Source organism: Nannocystis pusilla, assembly GCF_020073745.1.
Lineage (GTDB): Bacteria > Myxococcota_A > Polyangia > Nannocystales > Nannocystaceae > Nannocystis > Nannocystis radixulma.
In genome coordinates this window covers 219,867-240,342 of sequence record NZ_JAIRAU010000059.1, presented here as the reverse complement: position 1 = coordinate 240,342, position 20,476 = coordinate 219,867, and the positions used below count along the sequence as shown (strand labels likewise).

The following is a 20,476-nucleotide window of genomic DNA, read 5'->3' as shown; positions in this document are numbered from 1 at the left end:
TTCTGCAATTGATTCCGCGGCGCCGAGACTCCACCCGCGAGAGCCACCATGCACGTCCGGATCGCCGTCGCCTGCCTCACCATCACCGCCCTGCCCTGCCCCGCCTGTGCGCCCGACGACGAGGACGCCGAGTTCCGCATGACCAGCGGCAGCGGCAGCGGCAGCGGCAGCGGCCCGGGGACGGTCTTCAACACCAACATCGTCGACGACGCGGCGGTCTCGGAGCTGCTGCAACCGATGGGCGACTACCAGCTCGGCATCGCCCTCACCGGCGTGCGCACGCACGAGGGGGAGATCGCCGAGCGCTTCGCGGTCGCCGAGGGCGAGCTCTCCATCGTCGGCGAGGACGGCGCGGTCTTCACGAAAGACGAGGTGCTCGGCTCGACGTGGCAGCTCCTCCCCTTCAACCGGCTGATCTGGTCGTCGATGGTGCTCGCCGAGCGGCGCGACATCGACGGCTGGCCGCATTACCGCTTCACCCGCGGCCCGCTCGGCCTCGACACCTGCGTCGGCGAGCCGCCGATCTACGCCCGCCTCCTGACCGGCTTCACGCTCGACGAGTCGACCGGCGACGTCGCGCCGCTTCGGGACAACACGTACGTCGCCTGCGACAACGGGGCGACCGGCAAGGCCGCGGCGCTCGGGTACTACGATCTGGCGGTCGGCCTGGGCGACTTCAAGCCGTTCGAGGTGGCGATCCGGGCCATCCGCGCCGACTACTGCTACGACGGCGTGTCACACACGACGCCCGGGGTCGAGCTGCGGCTCGCGGACCGCTGGGGCATCCGCGCCGAGGCGAGCGATCGCCCGCTCGAGGCCGTGTGGGGCGCCGAGGGCCTGCTCTGCTTCAACACCGGCCGCGCGGGCTGGCTCCCGGGGTGCAACGACTGGGAGCTCATGCCCGGCTGCCTCGGCGACAACGGCTTCGTCGATCACCCGGACGCGCTGTTCATCACGCGCCTGCCGTGAATGCGGCCTCGACGCGAACCGACGCAGCGCGCCGCTCAGTCGCGGGCGACGAGCTGGCGCAGGCGCTCGGCCCAGGTGTCGAAGCCCATGACCGTGCTCTCCGCCAGCTCGGGGCTGCGCGCGAGCCGGGCGATCTGCGCCTCGACGTGCTGCTTGGCGTCGCGGATCCGCGTGCGCACGGTGCCCTCGGGCACGCCGAGGACCTCGCCGATCTCGCGGGCCGTCATGCGCTCCCAGTAATAGAGCTCGAGCAAGATCTGGGCGTTGACGGGGATCCGTCGCATCGCCCGCAGCAGCAGCTCGAGCTCCTGCTCCCTGGCGTGCACGCCGGCGAGGCCGGGGGACAGGTCCTCGCACGAGACCTCGCCGAACTCGAGCAGCTCGCGCGCGCGCGACTTGCCGCGGTAATGATCGTAGAGGATGTTGCGGGCGACGCCGTAGAGATAGGCGCGGAAGCTCGAGGTGGCGCGGATCGCCGCGCGCCCCTCGACGCACGCGAGGAAGGTCGCCTGCGTCAGCTCGTGAGCGGCGTCGCCGGCCTTGCTGCGGAAGAACCGGGACAGGCCGCCGTAGTGGCGGCGAAACAGGGCCTGGCCGGCCTGGACGTCGCCGGCCCGCCAGGCCGCGAGGAGCGACTGCTCGTCGGGGGTCACGCGCGGAGTATAGCGAGCCCCGCCCGGCGATCGATCGTGCGCTCCCGCGCGCGGCGGCGGGACGCGAGAAAAAGTTCAATTGATCCGCCGGTCCCGAGACTCCTCCGGTGCGCCGCAGCGGCGCGACCCGCCATTTTTCGAAGAGACGTTCGTATGTCATTCACCATTGTCCGCACCACCCTCCCCTCTCTCCTCCTCGCATTCGCCCCGGCCTGCGTCGATCACGACGGCGCGTTCGCGTCCGCCGAGAGCGACGCGCTCGCCCGCGAGGGCGAGGCGAGGGCCCCGGCCTTGGTCACTGACCAGTTGCTGCTCGGCGGTTGCGAGGTCTGCCCCGACAAGGCGAATGGCGTCACGGGCGGGCCCGGCGACTGGTTCTCGTGCTGGTGCACCGCCGAGGCGACCGCCGGCGGCACGGTCTGGGGCACCGACCTCTACACAGACGATTCATCGCTGTGCCGGGCCGCCGTGCACGCGGGGGCGATCGGCCCGGACGGCGGCGTCGTCACCGTGACGTTCGCGCCCGGGCTCGGCCAGTACGTCGGATCGCTCCGCCACGGCGTCCAGAGCCAGGCCTGGGGCGGGTGGTCGCGCAGCATCTCGATCGCAGCGGACACGTCCTGCTGCGTCGACAACAGCGACTGCGACGACCTGGTCTCGCCCGGCCCCAGCCCCAAATCGTACGACGACATCCCGTACTACTGTCACAAGCCCGAGGGCGCCTGCGCCGGCACCGGCACCTGCCACCCGCGGCCCGACGCGTGCACGCAGGAGTACGACCCGGTGCTCGGCTGCGACGGCCAGGAGTACGGCAACGCCTGCGAGGCGGCCGCCGCGGGCGTCAGCCTGCTGGCGGGCGGCGGGGTCTAGGGAGAGTCCCACGATTCGGCATGTATCGTGCGTCCCGACCCTGCCACGAATCAGACGACGACACTGGCATCAGAGGTCGACGCCGCCGTCGAACTCCTGCCATTGCGGCTCCTTGCCCGCCTTCGGCGCCGGCGCTTCCTTGGGCGCCTTCTTGGGCGCGCGCGGGCGGGCCGGCGGCGGCGGCTCGATCGCGGGCTTCTCGCCGCGCTCGATCCGCGGCTCCGGCGCAGCGAGCTCGCCCTCGAGGACCCTCTCGGGCGCGGGCGGGGCGATCTGGTGGGGCACGTTGATGCCGCCGTCGGCCACGCGCATCACGATGTCCTCGTCGCTCTCCAGCTTCTCCGAGCCCTTGACCGGCCCGTGTGGGGTGCAGGCGCTCAGCGCTGCGGCCACACCGGCCGCGGCGGCCACCTCGGGCAGCCAGCGCCGGCGCAGGCGCGCGACCGGGACCAGCGCAGGAGGACGGGCGGGCGCCGGCGAGTCGGCGTACTGCAGTTCGCCCCGGGCGTCGCGCCGCAGCGACACGCACACCGAGTTGCCGCGGTTGGCGGCCAGGAACGCCTCGGCCTCGGCGCGGGTCCAGTTGGCGAGGACGTGGACGTCCTTCTGACAGTGATCGCAGAAGAATTGGCGACCGCTGCGGTCGGCGTCGAGGTCGACGGGGCAAGGCCGGGAGATCTCGAGGGTGCGCGTGTCCATCGTCGGGCCCCGAACGCCGGCCGCCCCGGTCCGGCTTACAGCGCCGCGCAGGCCTGCAAGCGCCGGCGGGGCGCGGGCGCTCCCGCACGCGTCCGGGGCCGACCAGCGTCGTCACGTCGAGGGCGTCGGCCTTGTTGCTCGTGACCTGCGGGGCCGCGACCGGTCACGAGCCTGTCGCTGCGATCGACTTAAGAACATGTCTATTCGCACATGATCTTAAGAACATGCCTTCACGAGCATGTCTTGCGATACACGCGGTCGCCGAAGTGGTGCGCCCACTCGGCCGGCGTGAGGTCGCGACCGGCGCGGGCGCAGCCCTCGGCGAGGCGGCCGGCGAGCGTGGCAGGGAACACGCGGGCCAGGCCGTCGGCCCCGGCGGTGACGACCAGGCGGCCGTCGGGCGAGAAGCCGCCGGTCCACAGCGTGTGGTCGGGCTCGCCGGGCCCGGACGCGGGCGTGTGCGGCAGCTTGAGCGCGGTGAACGACGCGCCGCTGCGGGCCCACAGGCGGGCGGTGCCGTCGGCCGAGGCGGTGAGCACGGCGGAGCCGTCGGGGCTGTACGCGGCGACCCACACCGCGTCGGTGTGCCCGCGCAGCGCCACCGGCTCGCCGCCGTCGAGCGGCCACTCGCACGCGGTGCCGTCGGTCGAGGCGGTCAGCGCCGCGCCGCCGTCGGGGCGCAGGTGGATCTGGGCGATCGAGCCGGCGTGCCCGCGCAGCTCGATCGGCGCGGCCTCGGGGCGGGTCAGCGACCACACGCGGGCGATCGCGTCGTCGCCGGCGCTGGCCAGGCGGTCGCCGCGGCTCGCCAGGGCGCGGACCGGGCCGGCGTGGCCCTGCAGGCTGGCCTTGCGGATCGCCGACCCGGGCAGCGGCGTGACCCGCACCGGGCCGTCGTCGCCGGCGCTGGCAAGGGCTGTCCCATCGGACATGAACTCAAGGACACGCACGGCGCCGGCGTGGACCGCCAGCTCGTCGAGGCTCGGCGGGCCGACCGCGGCGAAGCGGACCACATGCACGCGGCCGTCCTCGCCGGCGACCGCGGCCACCTCGCCGCTCGGGCTCCAGCGGGCGTCGAGGAACGCGGCGCCGCGCGGCGCCGCGAGGCTGGCCGTCGGGACAGGTTCCTCGCCGTCCAGGGCCCACAGGCGCAGCCGCCCGTCGCTGCCGGCCGACAGCAGGCGCGCGCCGTCGGGGCTGGCCGCGAGCACCAGCGAGCCGCCCTCGCGGTGGCCGCCGAGGCGCGCCGGCGGCCTGCCGTCGCGCCGCCACACCCGCGCGGCGCCGTCGAGGCCGGCGGTCACCACCGTGCGCGCGTCGCCGAGGAACGCGGCCTGCTCGACCCCGGCCGCGTGCCCGCGCAGCAGCCACGGGTCGTCGGAGATCCGCCAGCGCCGCGCGCTGCCGTCGACGGAGGCCGAGAGCACGCGCGCGCCGTCGTGCGAGAAGCGGGCGGCGACGACGCTGCCGGCGTGGCCGCGCAGGCGCAGCGGCGGGCCGCGGACGTCGAGCTGCCACAGCCACACCTCGCCGCCCGCGGGTGTCCCGAGGAGCAGGTTGCGATCGGGCCCGAGCTGGACCCCGAGCAGCGCCTCCTCGTGGCCCGGGAGCTCGACGCGCTCGCTGCTGCCGTCGCGCTCCCACACCCGCGCGCTGCCGTCGCGCGAGACGGTGACGACCTGCTGCCCCCCGGGCAAGAAGCCGGCGGCGTAGACCTCGTCGGTGTGCCCGAGCAGCCGCACCGGCGGGCGCCCGTCGAGCGCCACGATCGCCGCGCTGTGATCGGCGCGCGCGACCACGATCTCCTCCCCGTCGCTGCGCCACTCGGCCGCCAGCAGGCCCGTCGCGCCCTTCGCGGCCGGCGGCGGCAACCGCAGCGCCCGCGCGGCGCCGCCGGTCTCGGGCCACAACTTCAGCGCGCCGTCGCCCGCGAGCGTCAACAGGGCCGCCCCGTCGGGGCTCCACACCGCCCGGCGCAGCCCGGCCGCCGCGTCGCCGATCGTCCGCGGCGGCTGCTGCGGCCGCAGCACGTGGGCGAGCGGTCCGTCGCGCACGACCAGCGCCCCGCGGGCGCTCCACGCCAGGTCGCGCGGGTCGGCCAGCGTGATGTCCCAGGAGACAGGTTCGCCGAGGTCGCCCGCGACCAGCGGGTGCACGCACGGCGAGCCCTCGGCGCGCGCGATCGCCAGCGCCGCGCCGTCGGGCGCGAACGCCAGGGCCCGCGCGCTGCCTGTCCCCAAGGCCATGTCGACGGGCGCCCGCGGATCGGCGGTCGACCACAGCGCGACCGCCCCGTCGCGCTCGCCGGTGGCCAGCCAGCGGCCGTCGCGGCTCTCGGCCAGGGCGTCGACCACCGCCGCGCCTGGCCTGGCGAACAGGTCGCTGCGCGGGCCGTCGAGGGCGTCGAGCAGCGCCTGCTCGGCCTCGAGAGGCGGCGCCTCGCCGCCCTCGCGCGCGGTCGTCACCGCCTCGACGGCCAGCAGCAGGCGCAGGACCGGGTCGTCGCCGGCGTGCTGCCCCGCGGCCGCCGCCAGCCGGCGCGACTCGCCGGCCGCCTGGGTGCGCTCGAGGTCCGCGGCCGTCGCGGCGGCGCGGGCCTGCTGGACCGCGACGTCGCGGGCGTGGCGGTCCTCGACCCGGCGCCACAGCAAGAGCCCGCCGGCGGCCAGCGCGGCCAGCAGCAGCAGCGCCAGCCCGATCTGCCGGCGCAGCCGCGTCGGGTCGCGCGCGAGCGCGGCCAGCAGCGCGTCCATGCTCGGCCAGCGCGCCGCGGGATCGGCCGCCAGCCCGCGGTCGAGCGCGCGCTGCAGCCACGCCGGCACCTCGCGCGGGCCGCGGGCGATCGCGCCGGCGACGATCGCCGCGTGCACGTCCTCGCGGCGCTCGCCGGCGAACGGCCGCGCCCCGTGCAGCGCCTCGTGCAGCGCCACGCAGAAGCCGAACACGTCGCTGCGCGCGTCGGCCTCGCCGCCCTCGTGCTGCTCGGGGGCCATGTACGCCGGCGTCCCGACCACCGCGCCGGCGGCCGTCAGCGCGGCCGCCTCCTCGGACGCCCTTCGGGACATGCCCCATCGGACATGCTCTTTCGGACCTGCCTCTTCAGACCTGTTCTCGGCGCCATCCCCGGGCCGCGCCCGCGCCAGCCCGAAGTCGACCACGCGCGGGCGGCCGTCGTCGCCGACCAGCACGTTCTCGGGCTTGAAGTCGCGGTGGACCAGCCCGACCGCGTGCGCGGCGGCGAGGCCGCGCCCGGCCTGCACGTACATCGCCAGCGCCTCGCGCCAGCTCCGCGGCTGGCGCTCCTGCCACGCCCGCAGCGTCTCGCCCTGGACGTACTCCATGGCGATGTAGACCTGCCCGCGCGCCTCGCCGACCTCGTAGACCTGGACCACGTTGGGGTGCGACAGCTTGGCCAGCGCCTGCGCCTCGCGGCGCATGCGGGCCGCCGCGCCCGGGTCGTGATGACCGGCGTGGACCAGCTTGAGGGCGATCCGGCGGTCGAGCTGCTCGTCGTAGGCGGCGTAGACGACCCCCATGCCGCCGGCCCCGACCCGCCGCAGCACCGCGAAGCGCCCGACCCGCTCCGACTCGTTGGGCGCGCCGAACAACCTGGCCTTCAGGTCAGCCCGTGCGAGCGCGTGCGCCAGCCGCTCCGGATCGATCCGGGGCGGTGTGGCGCTGACGAACCGCAGGTCGTCGGACATCCGCGGCGAGTCTAACCCGCGGCCGCGCCGGCGGGGACGCGCGTCCCCGCGCGCTCGCGCAGGGCGTCGATCCGCCACCCGTACTCCTCGCGCACATGCCGGACGAGCCCGCCGCCCGCGGTGAAGCGGATCCGACCGCCCTGGTCCAAGAACCAGGTCGACGGGTAGCCCTTCACGCCGGCCCGCTCGCTGTAACCGGCGTCCATCACCACGTCGAAGGCGTGACCGCGGGCCCGCATCCACGCGGCGACCTCGCGGGCGCTGCCGCCGGCGTGCACGCTGACGACCGCGACGTCGGGGTCGCCGGCGTGCGCGGCCGCGAACGCCGCGTACTCCGGCAGCTCGAGCAGACAGCCGCCGCAGGTGTTGAACCAGAAGTGCACGACGGCGATCTTGCCGCGCAGCGAGGCCAGCGCGACGCTGCCGCCCCCGTCCGCCCGCTCCAGCGTGAATTCCGGCGCGACCCGGGCGTCCTCGATCCACCCGCCGAGGACCTCCGCCCTGCGCCGCACCCGCCCCCTGTCCTCGAGGCCGGCGAGGTGCTGCGGGAAGCCGCGCAAGCCCCCGGTGCGCCCGCGGTACGCCGCCTCGAGCGCGCGCAGGCACTGCTCCCCCGCGGCGCCGCCGAGGCCTGTCCCTTCAGCCAGGTAGATGTCGGCCCGCTCGTGATCGCCGCGCCGCCGCGCCAGCTCGGCCAGCGCCAGCTGCAGCTCGCCGAACGGCCCCAGCGCCAGCGCCTCGGCCCGCTTCAGCGCCGCGGCCGCGTCGTCCACACGACCTGCCTGCAAGTACATGTCCCCGAGGACCGTCTGGAGCGCCGCCAGGCGGTCGCGGCGCATCACGTCGACGGCCTCGTACCCGGAGGCGCTCAGGGCCGCCGCGAACGCCTCGATCGCCGCGGCCCCGTCGCGCGCGACCGCCTCGGCCCTGGCGATCTCCGGGGTGCGTCGGGCCAGCGCGCGCACGGCCTCGATGTACACGTCGGGGAACCACTGCCGGTGCGCCAGCATGACGTCGACCGCGTCGACGATCGCCTCCGGCCCGGCCGCCGGATCGGCGACGATCGCCTCGAAGCGCCACTGCGCGACCTCCTCGAGCTTGCGCGGGTCGTGGTGCCGCGGCCGCGCCAGGAACGCCTCGAGCATCACGCGCCGCAGCGCCAGCGCGTCCGGATCGAGGATCGGCGGCGCCTCCCCGGGGGCCCCCGCCGGCGCGAGCCGCCGGTGGAGCACCGTCTCGGCCGCGGGCGAGCTGGCGAACTCGGCCAGGATCCGCGCCTCGATCGGCCCCGCCCGCCCGGCCTGCCCGAGCGCCCGCAGGCTGTCGGCCGCGGCCAGCAGCACCTCCGGCCGGTCGGCGAACCGCGCGATCGCGGCCTCGATGTCCTCGAGGACAGGTTCCTCACCGGCCTGCCCGGCCAGCAGCGTCCAGCGCTGGCGCAGCAGCGGGGCCGCCTGCGGCGCGCGGCGCAGGCCGGCCTCGGCCCACGCCAGCGCCTCCACCGGCCGCCCGAGGCCCGGCAACCACTCGGCCATCGCCCGCGCGACCGCGACGAACTGCGGGTCCTCGACCGGCACCGCGTGCGCGACCGCCAGCGCCTCGGGCAGCCGCGACGGCTCGCCGCGCGCCGCGTACAGCAGACCGGTCACCCGCGCCGACGCCGGCGCGTCCGGCTCGGCCGCCGCGAACGCCAGCAGCTCGCCCGGGCGCCGCACCTGCAGCGCCCACGACCGCACCTGCAGCGCGTCGCCCCGCGCCGGCAGCGTCGCCAGCAGCGCGGCCGAGCCGGACAGCACCTGCGGCCGCAGCAGCCACGGCGGCCCGCGCCACGCCAGCACCCGCGCCAGCTCGGCCCAGACGTCACCTGGTCTTTCGGCCAGCATCGCCGCCGCCAGCGCCTCGGCCTCGAAGTTGCGCCCCGTCGCGGCCACGCAGCCGATCCACCACGCCCGCAGCCGACCGCTGTCCGGGTGCTCGCGCACCAGCGCCTCGCCCTCGCGCGCACAACCGGCGGCGTCGAGGGCGACCAGCGCGTCCCGCAGGCGATCGGCCCCGCGCTCGGCCAGGTCGACAGGCGCCGGCGGCGGACGCTCGCGCACCCGCCCGGGCGCCGCGCCGCATGCGGCTGCTCCGAGAGACATGGCCCAAAAGACAAATTGAGAGAGTCGCATCAGACTTCGTCCTCGACCGCGAGCGGCGATCCGCAAGCACCGCCCGAGATACTCGCATGACGCACCACCTTCAACCGCGGTCTGCCGCCGCTCGCGTGAGCTCCGCCGTCACCCGTGATCGGCGGCCCGCATCGCCGCGACCCGCCAGGCGAACTCGAGCGGCAGGTCGGGCATGCCGCCCGTCTCGTAGGCGATCCGGCCCTGCCGGTCGATGAACCACGTGCTCGGGAAGCTCCACACCTTCGCGGTGTGGCACCAGCCGTCGGCCATCGCCACCGCGAAGCGGTGGCCGTGCTCGGCCATCCACGCCTCGACCACCTCGCGGGTCTCGAGGGCGTGCACGCTCAGGATCACCAGGTCGCGCTGGCCGGCGTGGGCGTCGACGAATTGCTGCCAGCGCGGCAGCTCGGCGACGCACGGCTCGCAGGCGGTGAACCAGAAGTGCAGCACCACGAACTTGCCGCGCGTCGACTCGCTGCTGACGACCTCGCCGTCGAAGCGGGTGAAGCGGAACTCCGGGGCGGTGCGCGGCGCGGCGGCTATCCTCCGGAACACCTCCTGTCGTCGCCGCTCCCGCGTGCGCACCAGCAGCTTCGCCACGTGGGCGTCGAGGCCGCGCAGGCCGCCGTGCTCGCGCTTCCAGGCCGCCTCGAGCGCGCGCCGGCAGGCGTCGTCGAACGCGTCGCCGTCGTACGCGTCGCTGCAGGCGACCAGCTGCTCGTCGGCCGCCGCCGCGTCGCCGCGCCGGCGCGCCACCTCGGCCCGCGCGATCGCGTGGTCGTCGCCCGCGCTGCCGCGCGCGCTCGCCTCGCCCAGCGCCGCCTGGGCCTCGACGACCCGCCCCGCGGCCAGGTGCACGCGCGCCAGCAGGTCGTAGAGCCCGCCCTCGTGCCATTCGTACATGTGCGGGAATTCGTGGCCGAGCGCCTGCGCCAGCGCGACGTGGCCCGGCACCGCGGCCAGACCCTCGCGCACCAGCGCCTCGGCCAGCGCCAGCTCCGACTCGCGCTGGACCAGCGCCTGCGCCCCCGCGGTGAAGAACTCGAGCGCCGGGCCGTGGAGCAGCGGCCGCGTCGCCTCGATCGCCGCCACCACCTGCGCCGCCGTCGCGGCCGGATCGGCGAGCGCCGCCGTGAACTGCCGCAGCGCCGCCGCCTCGCGCAGCCGCGGATCGTGGTGGCGCGGGCGGCCGAGGAACGCCGCGTCGGCGGCCTGTTGCGCCGGCCCGGGGCCCAGCGCCTCGCTCGCGCGCGCGAGCAGGGCCTCGGCCGCCGGCGAGTCGGCGTGCTCGTCCGCGATCCGCCGCTCGAGCGCCTCGGCGCGGGCGACCTCGCCGAGCCCGCGGTAGGCCTCGGCCGCCGCCAGCAGCAGCGCCGGCCGCTCGCCGCCGCGCGCGAGCGCGAGTGAGATGTCCTCGAGGACAGCCTGCTTGCAGGCCGCGAAATCCCGCGGCTGTAGCTGCAGCAGCCGCCAGCGCAGCGTGCGGAGCCGCAGCGAGTCGGGCGCGCGGGCCAGGCCGGCGTCCGTCCACGCCAGCGCCTCGACCGGCAGGAACAGCCGCTCGAGCCCCCGGCCGGCGATCACCGTCAGCGTCACGAACTCGGGGTCGTCGGGCGCGACCGCGTGCGCGTCGGCCAGCGCCAGCGGGAGCTGCGAGCGATCGCCGTCCCGCGCCCGTCGCAGCCGCAGGTGCACCCGCGCCCACGCCGGCACGCGCGGGTGCGCCGCCACCAGCTGCGCGAGCTCGTCGGCGCGGTCCCAGGCGACCAGCGTCGCGGCCCGCAGGCGCAGCGCCGCGGGGTGGCCGTCGAGCGCGTCGACCAGCGCCTCCGAGCGCGCCAGCGCCTCGGCCCGCGCCGGCGTCGACTCGCCGAGCCACACGGCGACGCGGGCCCACTCGGCCCACGGGTCACCTGGCCTCTGGGACATCATCTGCGCCGCCAGCCCTGCCGCCTCGAGGTGCCGCCCGACCCGCGACACGCAGGCGATCCAGCGCGCGCGCAGCCGGCCGCTCTCGGGGTGGCGGGCGACCAGCGCCTCGCCCTCGGCCGCGCAGCGCTCGCCGTCGTCGAGCGCCACCAGCTGCTGCAGCAGGTCGGCCGCGACGTCGGCGGGATCCACCGCCGCCCGGGCGCGCTCGCGGGCCGGACGCTGCGGCCGCGCCGAGCAGGCCGCCAGCCCGGCGGCGAGCACCAGTAACATGACCGTTCGGACAGGTACGAAGCCCGGCATCTCGACCCCCTACTCCCAGCCCTGCTGCCGCCGCAGCTCCCGCGCCCACTCGTCGAGGTGCTCCGGCGAGACGTCGCTCGCCGGCGCCGCGGCCCCGGCCGCCAGCAGGGCCGCGACGCGCTCGCGCAGGCGCTGGCGCCCGCGGGCGATCCGGCCGCGCACGGTGCCCTCGGGCACGCCGAGCAGCGCCGCCAGCTCGCTGCCCGACAGGCCCTCGAAGTACATCAGCTCGAGCACGATCTGGTCGTCGACCGGGATCTCGCGCAGCGCCTGGGCCAGGCTGCGAGCCTCCCGCTTGTGCGCCACGATCGAGCTCGGCGACGCGCCCTCGCAGTCCTGCACGCACACCGCCGCGAAGTCGAGCTCCTCGCTCCTGCGCTTGTAACGGCCGCGGATGTACTTGCGCAGCACGTTGCCCGCGATCGCGTAGAGGAACTGGCGCGCCCCCGCCTCGCCGCGCCAGCGGTCCTTGCCGGCGGTGCAGCCGAGGAAGGTCTGTCCGACCAGCTCGGCCACGTCGTCGTCGCCGCACGCCTTGTTGCGGAAGAAGCGGGTGATCGCGGCGAAGTGACGGTCGACGAACGCCTCGCCGGCCGCGGCGTCGCCGGCCTGCCAGGCCTCCAACAGCTCACCGTCACTGCGCACGAGCATCACCTTACCCGACCGCCCCGCCGCGGTCGACGCCGCGGCGAGACAATGCCGATGTCCCTTCGGACATGTTTGAAACAACATGCAGAAACGGCCGGCGCCCGGCGGACGCCCCGGCGCCGGCCGAGGACCGGCGCGGGCCTACTCGCGCGCGACCCGGGGGAACGCCGCCGGGCTGCGGTAGCCGTCGCGGTCGTAGGCCCGGACGGCGAACGACCAGTCGTCCTTGCTGTGCGGCAGCGTCGCCTCGGTCGCCGCGCCCACATCCTCGACGTACTCCCACGTCGGCGCCGAGGTAGCACGCCGCAACACCTCGTAGCCGGCGACGTCGGGCTCGGGGCTGGCGGTCCAGCGCAGCGTCGTGTCGCCGGTCAGCTCGGCCGCCAGCAACTTCGGGTCGCCCGGCGACGACGGGGCGTTGGCCAGGTGCGCCAGCGCGGCCGCGTTGACGCGGGCGACATCGGCCAGGTACGCCGCGTCGACGTGCGCCGGCAGATCGCCGCGGGCCCGCCCGGCCTCGTCGCGCACGTCCTGGTGCTGGCGGTCGTAGTTTTCGGCGACCTCGGTGAAGCGCACGGCCGCGAAGCCCTGCTCGTTGAACGCAATGTGATCGCCGCCGCGCAGGAATCGATCCGGCCGGAAGACCAGGATCGGCCGCACCGCCAGCTCGTGCAGCGCGGCCACGTCGGCGATCGTGCGCGCCAGCTGGCGCGACGGCGCGTCGGCGAACCCGCCCGTCTGCCGCGCCAGCTGCCAGGCCGCCGGATCGGCGCTCGCCGGCACGCCCTCCGAGAACAGGCGGATCGCGTGCCGGTGCGAGCCGCCGCGCGGGTCCGAGGGATCGCCGACGATGTCGTTGCTCAGCGCGCCGGCGATCTCGAGCCCCGCCGCCCTGGCCGCCTCGGCGTGCTTGCGCGCGCCGACGAGCCCCTGCTCCTCGCCCGCGGTCGCCATGAACACCAGCGTCGCGTCGAAGCTGCGCGTCGCCATCACCCGCGCCAGCTCGAGCACCAGCGCCGTGCCCGAGCCGTCGTCGTTGGCCCCGGGCGCGTCGGACGTCGCGTCCATCACGTCGCTGGCCCGCGAGTCGTAATGTCCCAGGACATAGTAGCGACGGCGCCGCGCCTCGGGCAGCGTCCCCGGCAGCACCGCGACCACGTTGACCACCTCGACCTCGCGATCGATGCGCTTGCCGTCGGGCGCGACGCGGTGGACGTCGAGCGCCGCCGTCATCGCCAGCTCGCCGGTGCGCCCGCTGGTCTGCGCCGCCCGCTCCAGCTCGGCCAGCAGCCAGCGCCGCGCCGCCCCGACCCCGCGCGTCTCCGACGAGGTGTCGGACAGCGTGTGCCGGGTGCCGAAGCCGGCCAGGCGATCGACGTCGGCCCGCAGCCGCGCAGGGTCGACGTCGGCCAGCATCGCCGTCACCGATGCCGGCGCCGGCCCGGTCAGCGTGCCCGCCGACGCCAGCGCCGGCGATGCGCGAACCGGCGGACTGGCGGGCGAGCCGGCGGCGGGCGCGGACGGGGCGGCCGGCGCGGTCGGTCGCGCCGGCGCGGCCTCGCAGGCCAGCGCCGCCGAGATGAAGCAGAAAAAACCCCGACGCACCATCGCCCCATCGTAGCCGAGCCCGGCGCCGCCGTCGCCGGTCCGAGCCTCCCGGGCGCCGATCGGGCGGCGCGCGCCGCCCGAGGAGCGGCTCGCCATGACCTGTCCTTCGGGACCGGTGATTCGCGCCGCGATCGCGGCGCCGGCTCGGCTCGGCTCGCCGCTGGCGACGCCGGCCGGCGGAGGCCCCGCCGCCGACCGCCGCCCGCCCGCGGCCCCCCAGGCGGCTTGAAAAGGGTCGGATCGGTTCTATCCCCCCTCCAAAGGATGCCCAGCGAGCGTCGCACCACCGGAGAGCTCCTCGCCGCGTCCGGCGCCTTCGCGGGCGATCACGACGACCTCGTCGAGTGTCTCGAGCACAGCGCCGTCGGGATCCACGTCGTCGACAGCACCGGCACGATCGTGTGGGTCAACCCCGCCCTGTGCGCCGCGCTCGACCGCGACGTCGGCGACTGTGTCGGACGCCACGCCGCCGAGCTGCACGCCGATCCACATGTCTTTACGGACATATGGTCGCGGCTCCGGGCCGGCGAGCCCGTGCCGGCCCGGGCCGCGCGCCTGCGCGGGGCCGCCGGCGCCTGCGAGGTCGTGCTGTCGGCCAGCCCCGGCCGAGACCTGCACGGCGCCCTCGTCGGCGCCCGCTTCTGCGCGCGCGGGCCGGCCACGCCCACCGCCACCGCCGCGCTCGTCGCCGAGGCCCCGCTCGGCATCGTCCGCGCGCGGCTCGACGGCACGATCCTCGCCGTCAACCCGGCGGTGTGCGACCTGCTCGCGCGCCGGGCCGCCGAGCTCGTCGGCTGCGACCTGTTCGCGCTCACGCACCCCGACGATCGCGAGCTCGATCAGGACAAGTTCGCCCAGCTGTGCGCCGCCCAGATCCGCAACTACGTCCTCACGCGACGCATGCTCCGCGGCGACGGCTCGCTGGTGTGGACCCGCCTCCACGCCGCCGTCGCGCGCGACGGCGCCGGCGCGTCGCAGTTCTGGTTCGGCCTGGTCGAGGACATCGACGCCCGCCACCGCGCCGAGGAGGATCGCCGCCGGCACGAGCGGCAGTACGAGATCCTCACCCGCCTCTCGCCCGTCGGCATCTTCCTCGGCGCCGCCGAGACCGAGTGCGTGTTCGTCAACGCCGAGTGGACGCGGATCACCGGCCGCACCCTGCCGGAGGTCCGCGGCGGCGCCTGGCGGCGCGCGATCCACCCCGACGACGTCGCCCGGGTGATCGCCGGCTGCCGCCGCGCCTTCGCCGAGGGCCAGCCGTTCAGCGGCGAGTGGCGCATGCTCCGGCCCGACGGCACCACCGTGTGGGTCCTCGGGCAATTCGCCGAGGTGCCCGACGGCAGCGCGCACAAGCACTACGTCGGCACCATCACCGACATCACCGACCGCGTGCGCGCCGAACTCGATCGCGCCCGCCTCGCCGTCATCGTCGAGAACGCCGCCGACGCGCTGTTCCTGCTCAACCACGACGGCACCGTGGCGATCTGGAACCCCGGCGCCGAGAAGTTGCTCGGCCACACCGGCGCCGAGATCCGCGGCCGCTTCATCGGCGACCTCGTGCCGGGTCACGGCTCCGAGGTCCAGGCCGCGATGCGGCGCGTGCTCGCCGGCGACGTGGTGCGCGAGATCGAGGCCCAGGTCCGGCGCGACGACGGCAGCCTGATCGGCGTCACCGTCACCGCCTGCCCCGTCCACGACGGCGAGGGCCGCGTCTCCGCGATCAGCGTCATCCTCCACGACGTCACCGAGCTCAAGGAGATCGAGCAGGCGCTGCGGACCAGCGAGGCCCGGTTCCGCGGCCTCGTCGAGGTGACGACGCAGATCGTGTGGGCGACCGACCCGACCGGCGCCGCCGTCGAAGACTCGCCGGGGTGGCGCGCCTTCACCGGCCAGACCTACGAGGAGCTGCGCGGCTGGGGCTGGGTGAACGCGATCCTGCCCGGGGATCGGGCCCGCGTCGTCGCCGAGTGGAAGGCCGCCTGCGCCGGGCGCGAGCCGTTCCGCAGCGAGTACCGGCTGCGCCGCGCCGACGGCAGCTACGCCGTCACCGAGGTGCGCGCCGTGCCGATGATCGGCCCCGACGGCCGCGTCCGCGAGTGGGTCGGCGTCAGCGTCGACGTCAGCGACCAGCGCCGGGTCGCCGAGCAGCGCGAGGCGCTGGTCGCCGACCTGCGGCGGGCCATGCATTACCAGGAGATGTTCATGGCCGTGCTCGGCCACGATTTGCGCAGCCCCCTGTCCGCGATCCTCATGGCCACCAGCCTCGGCCTGCGCCGCCGCCCCGACGACCGCATGCGCCGGGTCCTGCAGCAGATCGCCAGCAGCGGCCAGCGCATGCTGCGGATGATCGAGCAGCTGCTCGACGTCACCCGGATCCGCGCCGCCGGCGGGCTCGAGGTCCGGCCCACGCGCGCCGACCTGGCCGCGATCTGCCGCACCATCATCGACGAGCAGCACCAGGCCAACCCGGCCGCGCGCGTCGTCCTCGACGCGCGCGGCGAGACCGTCGGCACCTGGGACGTCGACCGCCTGTCGCAGATGGCCTCGAACTTGATCGGCAACGCCATCCAGCACGCCGAGGGCGCCCCCGTCGCCACCGTCCAGGTCGACGGCCGCGACCCCGCGCAGGTCCGCTTCATCGTCCACAACCGCGGCGTGATCGCCCCCGAGATGCTCGGCGCGATCTTCGATCCGTTCCAGCGCGCGGCCAAGGACTCGACCAAGACCGCCGGGCTCGGGCTCGGCCTCTACATCACCGAACAGATCGCGCTCGCCCACGGCGGCTCGGTCGCCGTCGAGTCGACGCGCACCGGCGGCACCTACTTTCGCGTCGAGCTCCCGCGGCACCCGAAGCCCGCCACGCTGTCGCCGCCCGGCGCGCGCGACGAGGACGGCGTGCCGCTGCTCCGGGGGGACGTGCTCGGATGAGCGGCGCCGCGTCACCCCGTCCGCGGCAGCCGGGCGCCGGCAGCGGGCCGCCGCTGCAGATGATCGTCGGCCTCGCCCGCGCGATCGCCCAGGCGCGCACCGACCCGGTCGCGATCGCCGAGGTCACCACGCGCACGCTCGTCAAGGACTTCGTCGCCGGCAGCGCCGCGCACCTCAAGGCCGGCTTCGACGTCCGCGCCTACGCCCACCGCGACCTGAGCGCCGAGGAGTACCTGCGCGACAGCTTCGAGACCATGCCGCTCGACCTCTTGCCTGCGGGTCGCGTGATCGCGACCGGCCGCCCGGTGTTCCACGCCCACCTGCCGGGCGAATTCATCGACAGCCTACCGCCCGAGATCCGCGCCTACATGCGGCGCTTCACCATAGCCGGCGTCATCATCGTCCCGATCCGCGCCCAGGACAGCGTCGTCGGGGCCCTGTCGATGTGGCGTGACGACAGCGCCCCGCCGTTCTGCGACGACGACCTCAACACCGCCCACGTGTGCGCCGAGCACGTCGGCCTCGCGCTCGAGCACGCGATCGTGTTCCGCGCCCTGCGCGACCGCGAGACCCGCTTCGAGCTGGCCGCGCGGGCCACCCAGGAGGTGCTGTGGGAGTGGGACACCACCACCGACCACCTCTTCTGGGGCGAGGCGCTCTACGACGCGCTCGGCTGGCCGCGCGAGCGCGTGCGCTCGAGCTTCGACTGGTGGGCCGAGAACATCCACGAGGGCGACCGCGCGCGGGTGTTGAGCGAGGTCGACCAGGCGATCAAGGACAACCCGAACCGCGTGCGCTGGCAGCTCGAGTACCGGTTCCGCCGCGGCGACGGCGGCTTCGCCCACATCGTCGACCGCGGCTTCGTCCAGCGCGACGAGGAGGGCCGGCTGCGGCGGCTGGTCGGTTCGATGCAGGACATCACCGAGCGGGTCGAGGTCACGCAGCGGCTGGCGCGGCGCGAGGAGAGCTACCGCGCCTTCGTCACCACCAGCAGCGAGGGCATCTGGTGCGCCGAGAGCGACGATCCGACCCCGATCGACCTGCCCGTCGAGCAGCAGATCGACCTGTGGTACGAGCGCTACACCATCCGCGAGTGCAACGACGCCATGGCGCGCATGTACGGCTACGAGCGGGCCGACGAGGTCCGCGGCGCGCCGGTGGGCCTGCTGTTCGCGCGCGACGACCCGCACATGCACGATCTCTACCGCCGCTTCGTCACCGGCGGCTACCGCCAGGTCGAGGTCGAGTCGATGGAGCGCGACCGCTTCGGCCGGCCGCGCCACTTCCTCAACTCGCTGATCGGCACCGTCGAGGACGGCAAGCTGTGCCGCGCCTGGGGCACCCAGCGCGACATCACCGACCTGACGCGCCAGGCCGCCACCCTCGCGCGCTATCAATTGCTGTCCCAGCACGGGCGCGACATCTTCCTGTTCGTCCGCGCCGACACCGGCGAGATCATCGAGGCCAACGACGCCGCCGTGGCGGCCTACGGCTACTCCCGCGACGAGCTGCTGGCCCTGCGCCTCGACGCCCTGCGGGCCGAGCCGGTCGCCGCCGAGCTCGCGGCGCAGATGCGCCGGGCCGAGCTCGAGGGCATCCTGTTCGAGGCGGTCCACCGGCGCAAGGACGGCTCGACCTTCCCGGTCGAGATCAGCTCGCGCGGGGCCGAGGTCCACGGGGAGCGCGTCGTGCTGAGCATCGTCCGCGACATCACCAAGCGCAGGCGGGCCGAGACCGCGGCGCGGCGCGCCGGCGCCATCTTGCAGGCGGTCTGCGACAACACTCCCGACCTCGTGTTCGCCAAGGATCGCCAGGGCCGGCTCGTGTTCGCCAACCCGGCCATGTTCGGCGCGATCGGCAAGCCGGCCGAGGCCGTGCTCGGCCGCCGCGACGTCGAATTCATGGACTTCGGCGCCGGCCGCGACATCAGCGACAACGACCAGCGGGTGCTGACCAGCGGCCGCGCGGACTTCTTCGAGGAGAAGGTCCCCGACGGCCGGATCTTCCTGTCGTCGAAGAGCCCCTACCGCGACGCCTCGGGCGCCGTCGTCGGCCTCGTCGGCATCTCCGTGGACATCACCGACCGCAAGCAGGCCGAGCTGCGCGTGCGCGAGACCCAGGAGGCGCTGTCGCTGGTGATGCGGGCCGGGCACATGGGTACATGGATGCTCGACGCCACCAGCGACGCCGCCTGGCTGTCGCGCGAGCTCGAGGAGCTCCTCGGCCTGGCGAGCGGCGCCGCGACGGGCGAGGACGGCCTCTACGCCGCCGTCCACCCCGACGACCGCGACCACCTCCGCCGAGAGATCGACGCCGCCGTGGCCGAGCGGCGCGACTACATGATCGAATTCCGGTTCGTCCGCGCCGACACCGGCGCCGAGGGCTGGATGGAGGGTCGGGGCCGCGCGGTCTACGACGAATCTGGCCGAACGACCATGATCTATGGGATAGGTATCGACATCACCAAGCGCAAGCAGGCCGAGCTCGACCTGCGAGAGAGCGAGCAGCTGTTCGCCCGCGCCTTCGGCAAGAACCCCAACCCCATGACCGTCAACGAGCTCCCGGGCGGCGCCTACCTCGAGATCAACGAAGCCGGACTCAAGTCCAACGGCTATTCGCGCGACGAGATGCTCGGCAAGACCCCGCTCGAGCTCGGCATCCTCGTCGACGAGCAGGACATCGAGCGCTTCACCGGCCTGCTCGCGCGGCGCAATTCGGTGCGGGACCTCGAGCTGCAGCTGCGCAGCAAGAGCGGCCGGATCCACAGCGTGCTCATGTCGGCCGAGGTCATCGAGTACCGCAAGCGGCCGTGCGTGCTCACGGTGGCCGTCGACATCAGCGCGCGCAAGCGGGCCGAGTGGGCCCTGCTCGAGAGCGAGGAGCGGCTGCGCCAGATCGCCGCCACCATCGACCAGGCGTTCTGGTTGATGGAGTTCTCGCCGGTGTGGCGCTTCGTCTACGTCAGCCCCGGCTGGGAGCACACCTGGCGGCGCGCCCACGAGGAGCTGTACGGCGACCCGACCCTGTGGACGCGCGCGATCCACCCCGACGACCGCGCCGCCGCCGAGCGGTCGCAGCAGGACCTCATCAACGGCGCCGTCGACTCGCGCGACCTCGAGTACCGCGTCGTCCGCCCCGACGGCGCCGTGCACTGGATCCGCGACCGCGGCACCTTGATCCGCGACGCCGAAGGACGGCCGTGGCGGGCCGCCGGCATCGCCGAGGACATCACCGAGCGCAAGCTGGCCGACCGCGAGCGCGAGCGCCTGGTCGCCGACCTGCAGGTAGCGATCGCCGTGCGCGACGACTTCCTCTCGGTCGCCTCGCACGAGCTGCGCACCCCGCTGACCGCGCTCGGCTTCCACCTCGAGCACCTCGTGCGCCTCGTCGACCGCGGCGAGCACGACCCCGGCGTGCTCGCGCGCAAGGTCGACGGGGCGATCCGCCAGATCGACCGCGTCACCGCCCTGGTCGACAGCCTGATCCACGTCAGCCGCATGAGCCTCGGCCGCCTCTCGCTCGAGCTGTCCGAGTTCGACCTCGTCGAGCTCGTGCGCGACCTCGTCGCCCGCGCCGGCCCCGACGCCGCGCGGGCCCGCAGCGAGCTGCGCGTCCAGGCCCCGTTCGCGCTGGTCGGCGCCTGGGACCGCAAGCAGCTCGACCAGGCCATCCACAACCTCCTCGCCAACGCCCTCAAGTACGGCGCCGGCCACCCGGTCGACGTCCGGCTCGCCGCGCGCGGCCCCGACGTCGTCGTCGAGGTCCAGGACCGCGGGATCGGCATCGCCGACGAGGACCGGCCGCGGATCTTCGACCGCTTCGAGCGCGCCGTCTCGTCGGCGCACTACGGCGGCTTCGGCCTCGGCCTCTACATCGCCCGGCGGATCGTCGAGGCCCACGGCGGCGTCCTCGACGTCACCAGCACGCCCGGCAAGGGCTCGACCTTCCGCCTGCAGATCCCGCGACAGGCAGCGCAGCCATGAACGAGGAGAAC

Annotated in this window: 11 protein-coding genes; 4 read left to right on the top strand and 7 right to left on the bottom strand. The window is 75.1% G+C overall.

From position 1 onward, the window contains the following. Window positions 1–48: 48 nt before the first annotated feature. On the top strand, window positions 49–969 hold the full coding sequence (locus tag K7C98_RS42480) for an ADYC domain-containing protein (RefSeq protein ID WP_224197680.1): 921 nt from the start codon (window positions 49–51) through the stop codon (window positions 967–969). A 35-nt stretch (window positions 970–1,004) separates the two neighbouring features. On the opposite strand, the gene K7C98_RS42475 is transcribed toward K7C98_RS42480, so the two are convergent. After that, the gene (locus K7C98_RS42475; protein ID WP_224197679.1) at window positions 1,005–1,622 is read right to left on the bottom strand and encodes an RNA polymerase sigma factor; all 618 of its coding nucleotides are present in this window, start codon (window positions 1,620–1,622) and stop codon (window positions 1,005–1,007) included. Window positions 1,623–1,775: 153 nt separating this feature from the next. Between K7C98_RS42475 and K7C98_RS42470 the strand changes: the two genes are divergently transcribed. Then, window positions 1,776–2,492 carry an LCCL domain-containing protein gene (locus tag K7C98_RS42470; protein ID WP_224197678.1) on the top strand — a complete coding sequence of 239 codons (717 nt, stop codon included), beginning with the start codon at window positions 1,776–1,778 and terminating at the stop codon, window positions 2,490–2,492. 69 nt (window positions 2,493–2,561) lie between these two features. On the opposite strand, the gene K7C98_RS42465 is transcribed toward K7C98_RS42470, so the two are convergent. The 6 genes from K7C98_RS42465 to K7C98_RS42440 all read right to left on the bottom strand — a co-directional run bounded on the left by K7C98_RS42465 (window position 2,562) and on the right by K7C98_RS42440 (window position 13,650). Next, window positions 2,562–3,191, bottom strand: a complete 630-nt coding sequence (locus K7C98_RS42465) for a hypothetical protein (protein WP_224197677.1) — start codon at window positions 3,189–3,191, stop codon at window positions 2,562–2,564. A 230-nt stretch (window positions 3,192–3,421) separates the two neighbouring features. Next, complete coding sequence (locus K7C98_RS42460; protein WP_224197676.1) at window positions 3,422–6,895, bottom strand: WD40 repeat domain-containing serine/threonine-protein kinase; 3,474 nt, start codon at window positions 6,893–6,895, stop codon at window positions 3,422–3,424. An 11-nt stretch (window positions 6,896–6,906) separates the two neighbouring features. Then, on the bottom strand, window positions 6,907–9,036 hold the full coding sequence (locus K7C98_RS42455) for a TlpA disulfide reductase family protein (protein ID WP_224197675.1): 2,130 nt from the start codon (window positions 9,034–9,036) through the stop codon (window positions 6,907–6,909). Window positions 9,037–9,174: 138 nt separating this feature from the next. Next, on the bottom strand, window positions 9,175–11,268 hold the full coding sequence (locus K7C98_RS42450; RefSeq protein ID WP_224197674.1) for a TlpA disulfide reductase family protein: 2,094 nt from the start codon (window positions 11,266–11,268) through the stop codon (window positions 9,175–9,177). A gap of 39 nt (window positions 11,269–11,307) precedes the next feature. After that, on the bottom strand, window positions 11,308–11,943 hold the full coding sequence (locus K7C98_RS42445) for an RNA polymerase sigma factor (RefSeq protein WP_224197673.1): 636 nt from the start codon (window positions 11,941–11,943) through the stop codon (window positions 11,308–11,310). Window positions 11,944–12,087: 144 nt separating this feature from the next. Continuing rightward, on the bottom strand, window positions 12,088–13,650 hold the full coding sequence (locus K7C98_RS42440) for a M20/M25/M40 family metallo-hydrolase (RefSeq protein WP_224197672.1): 1,563 nt from the start codon (window positions 13,648–13,650) through the stop codon (window positions 12,088–12,090). Between the two features lie 168 nt (window positions 13,651–13,818). Between K7C98_RS42440 and K7C98_RS42435 the strand changes: the two genes are divergently transcribed. After that, window positions 13,819–16,482 carry a PAS domain S-box protein gene (locus K7C98_RS42435; RefSeq protein ID WP_224197671.1) on the top strand — a complete coding sequence of 888 codons (2,664 nt, stop codon included), beginning with the start codon at window positions 13,819–13,821 and terminating at the stop codon, window positions 16,480–16,482. Beyond that, on the top strand, window positions 16,479–20,465 hold the full coding sequence (locus K7C98_RS42430) for a PAS domain S-box protein (protein WP_224197670.1): 3,987 nt from the start codon (window positions 16,479–16,481) through the stop codon (window positions 20,463–20,465). Before K7C98_RS42435 ends, K7C98_RS42430 begins: the two co-directional genes overlap by 4 nt. Window positions 20,466–20,476 lie beyond the last annotated feature (11 nt).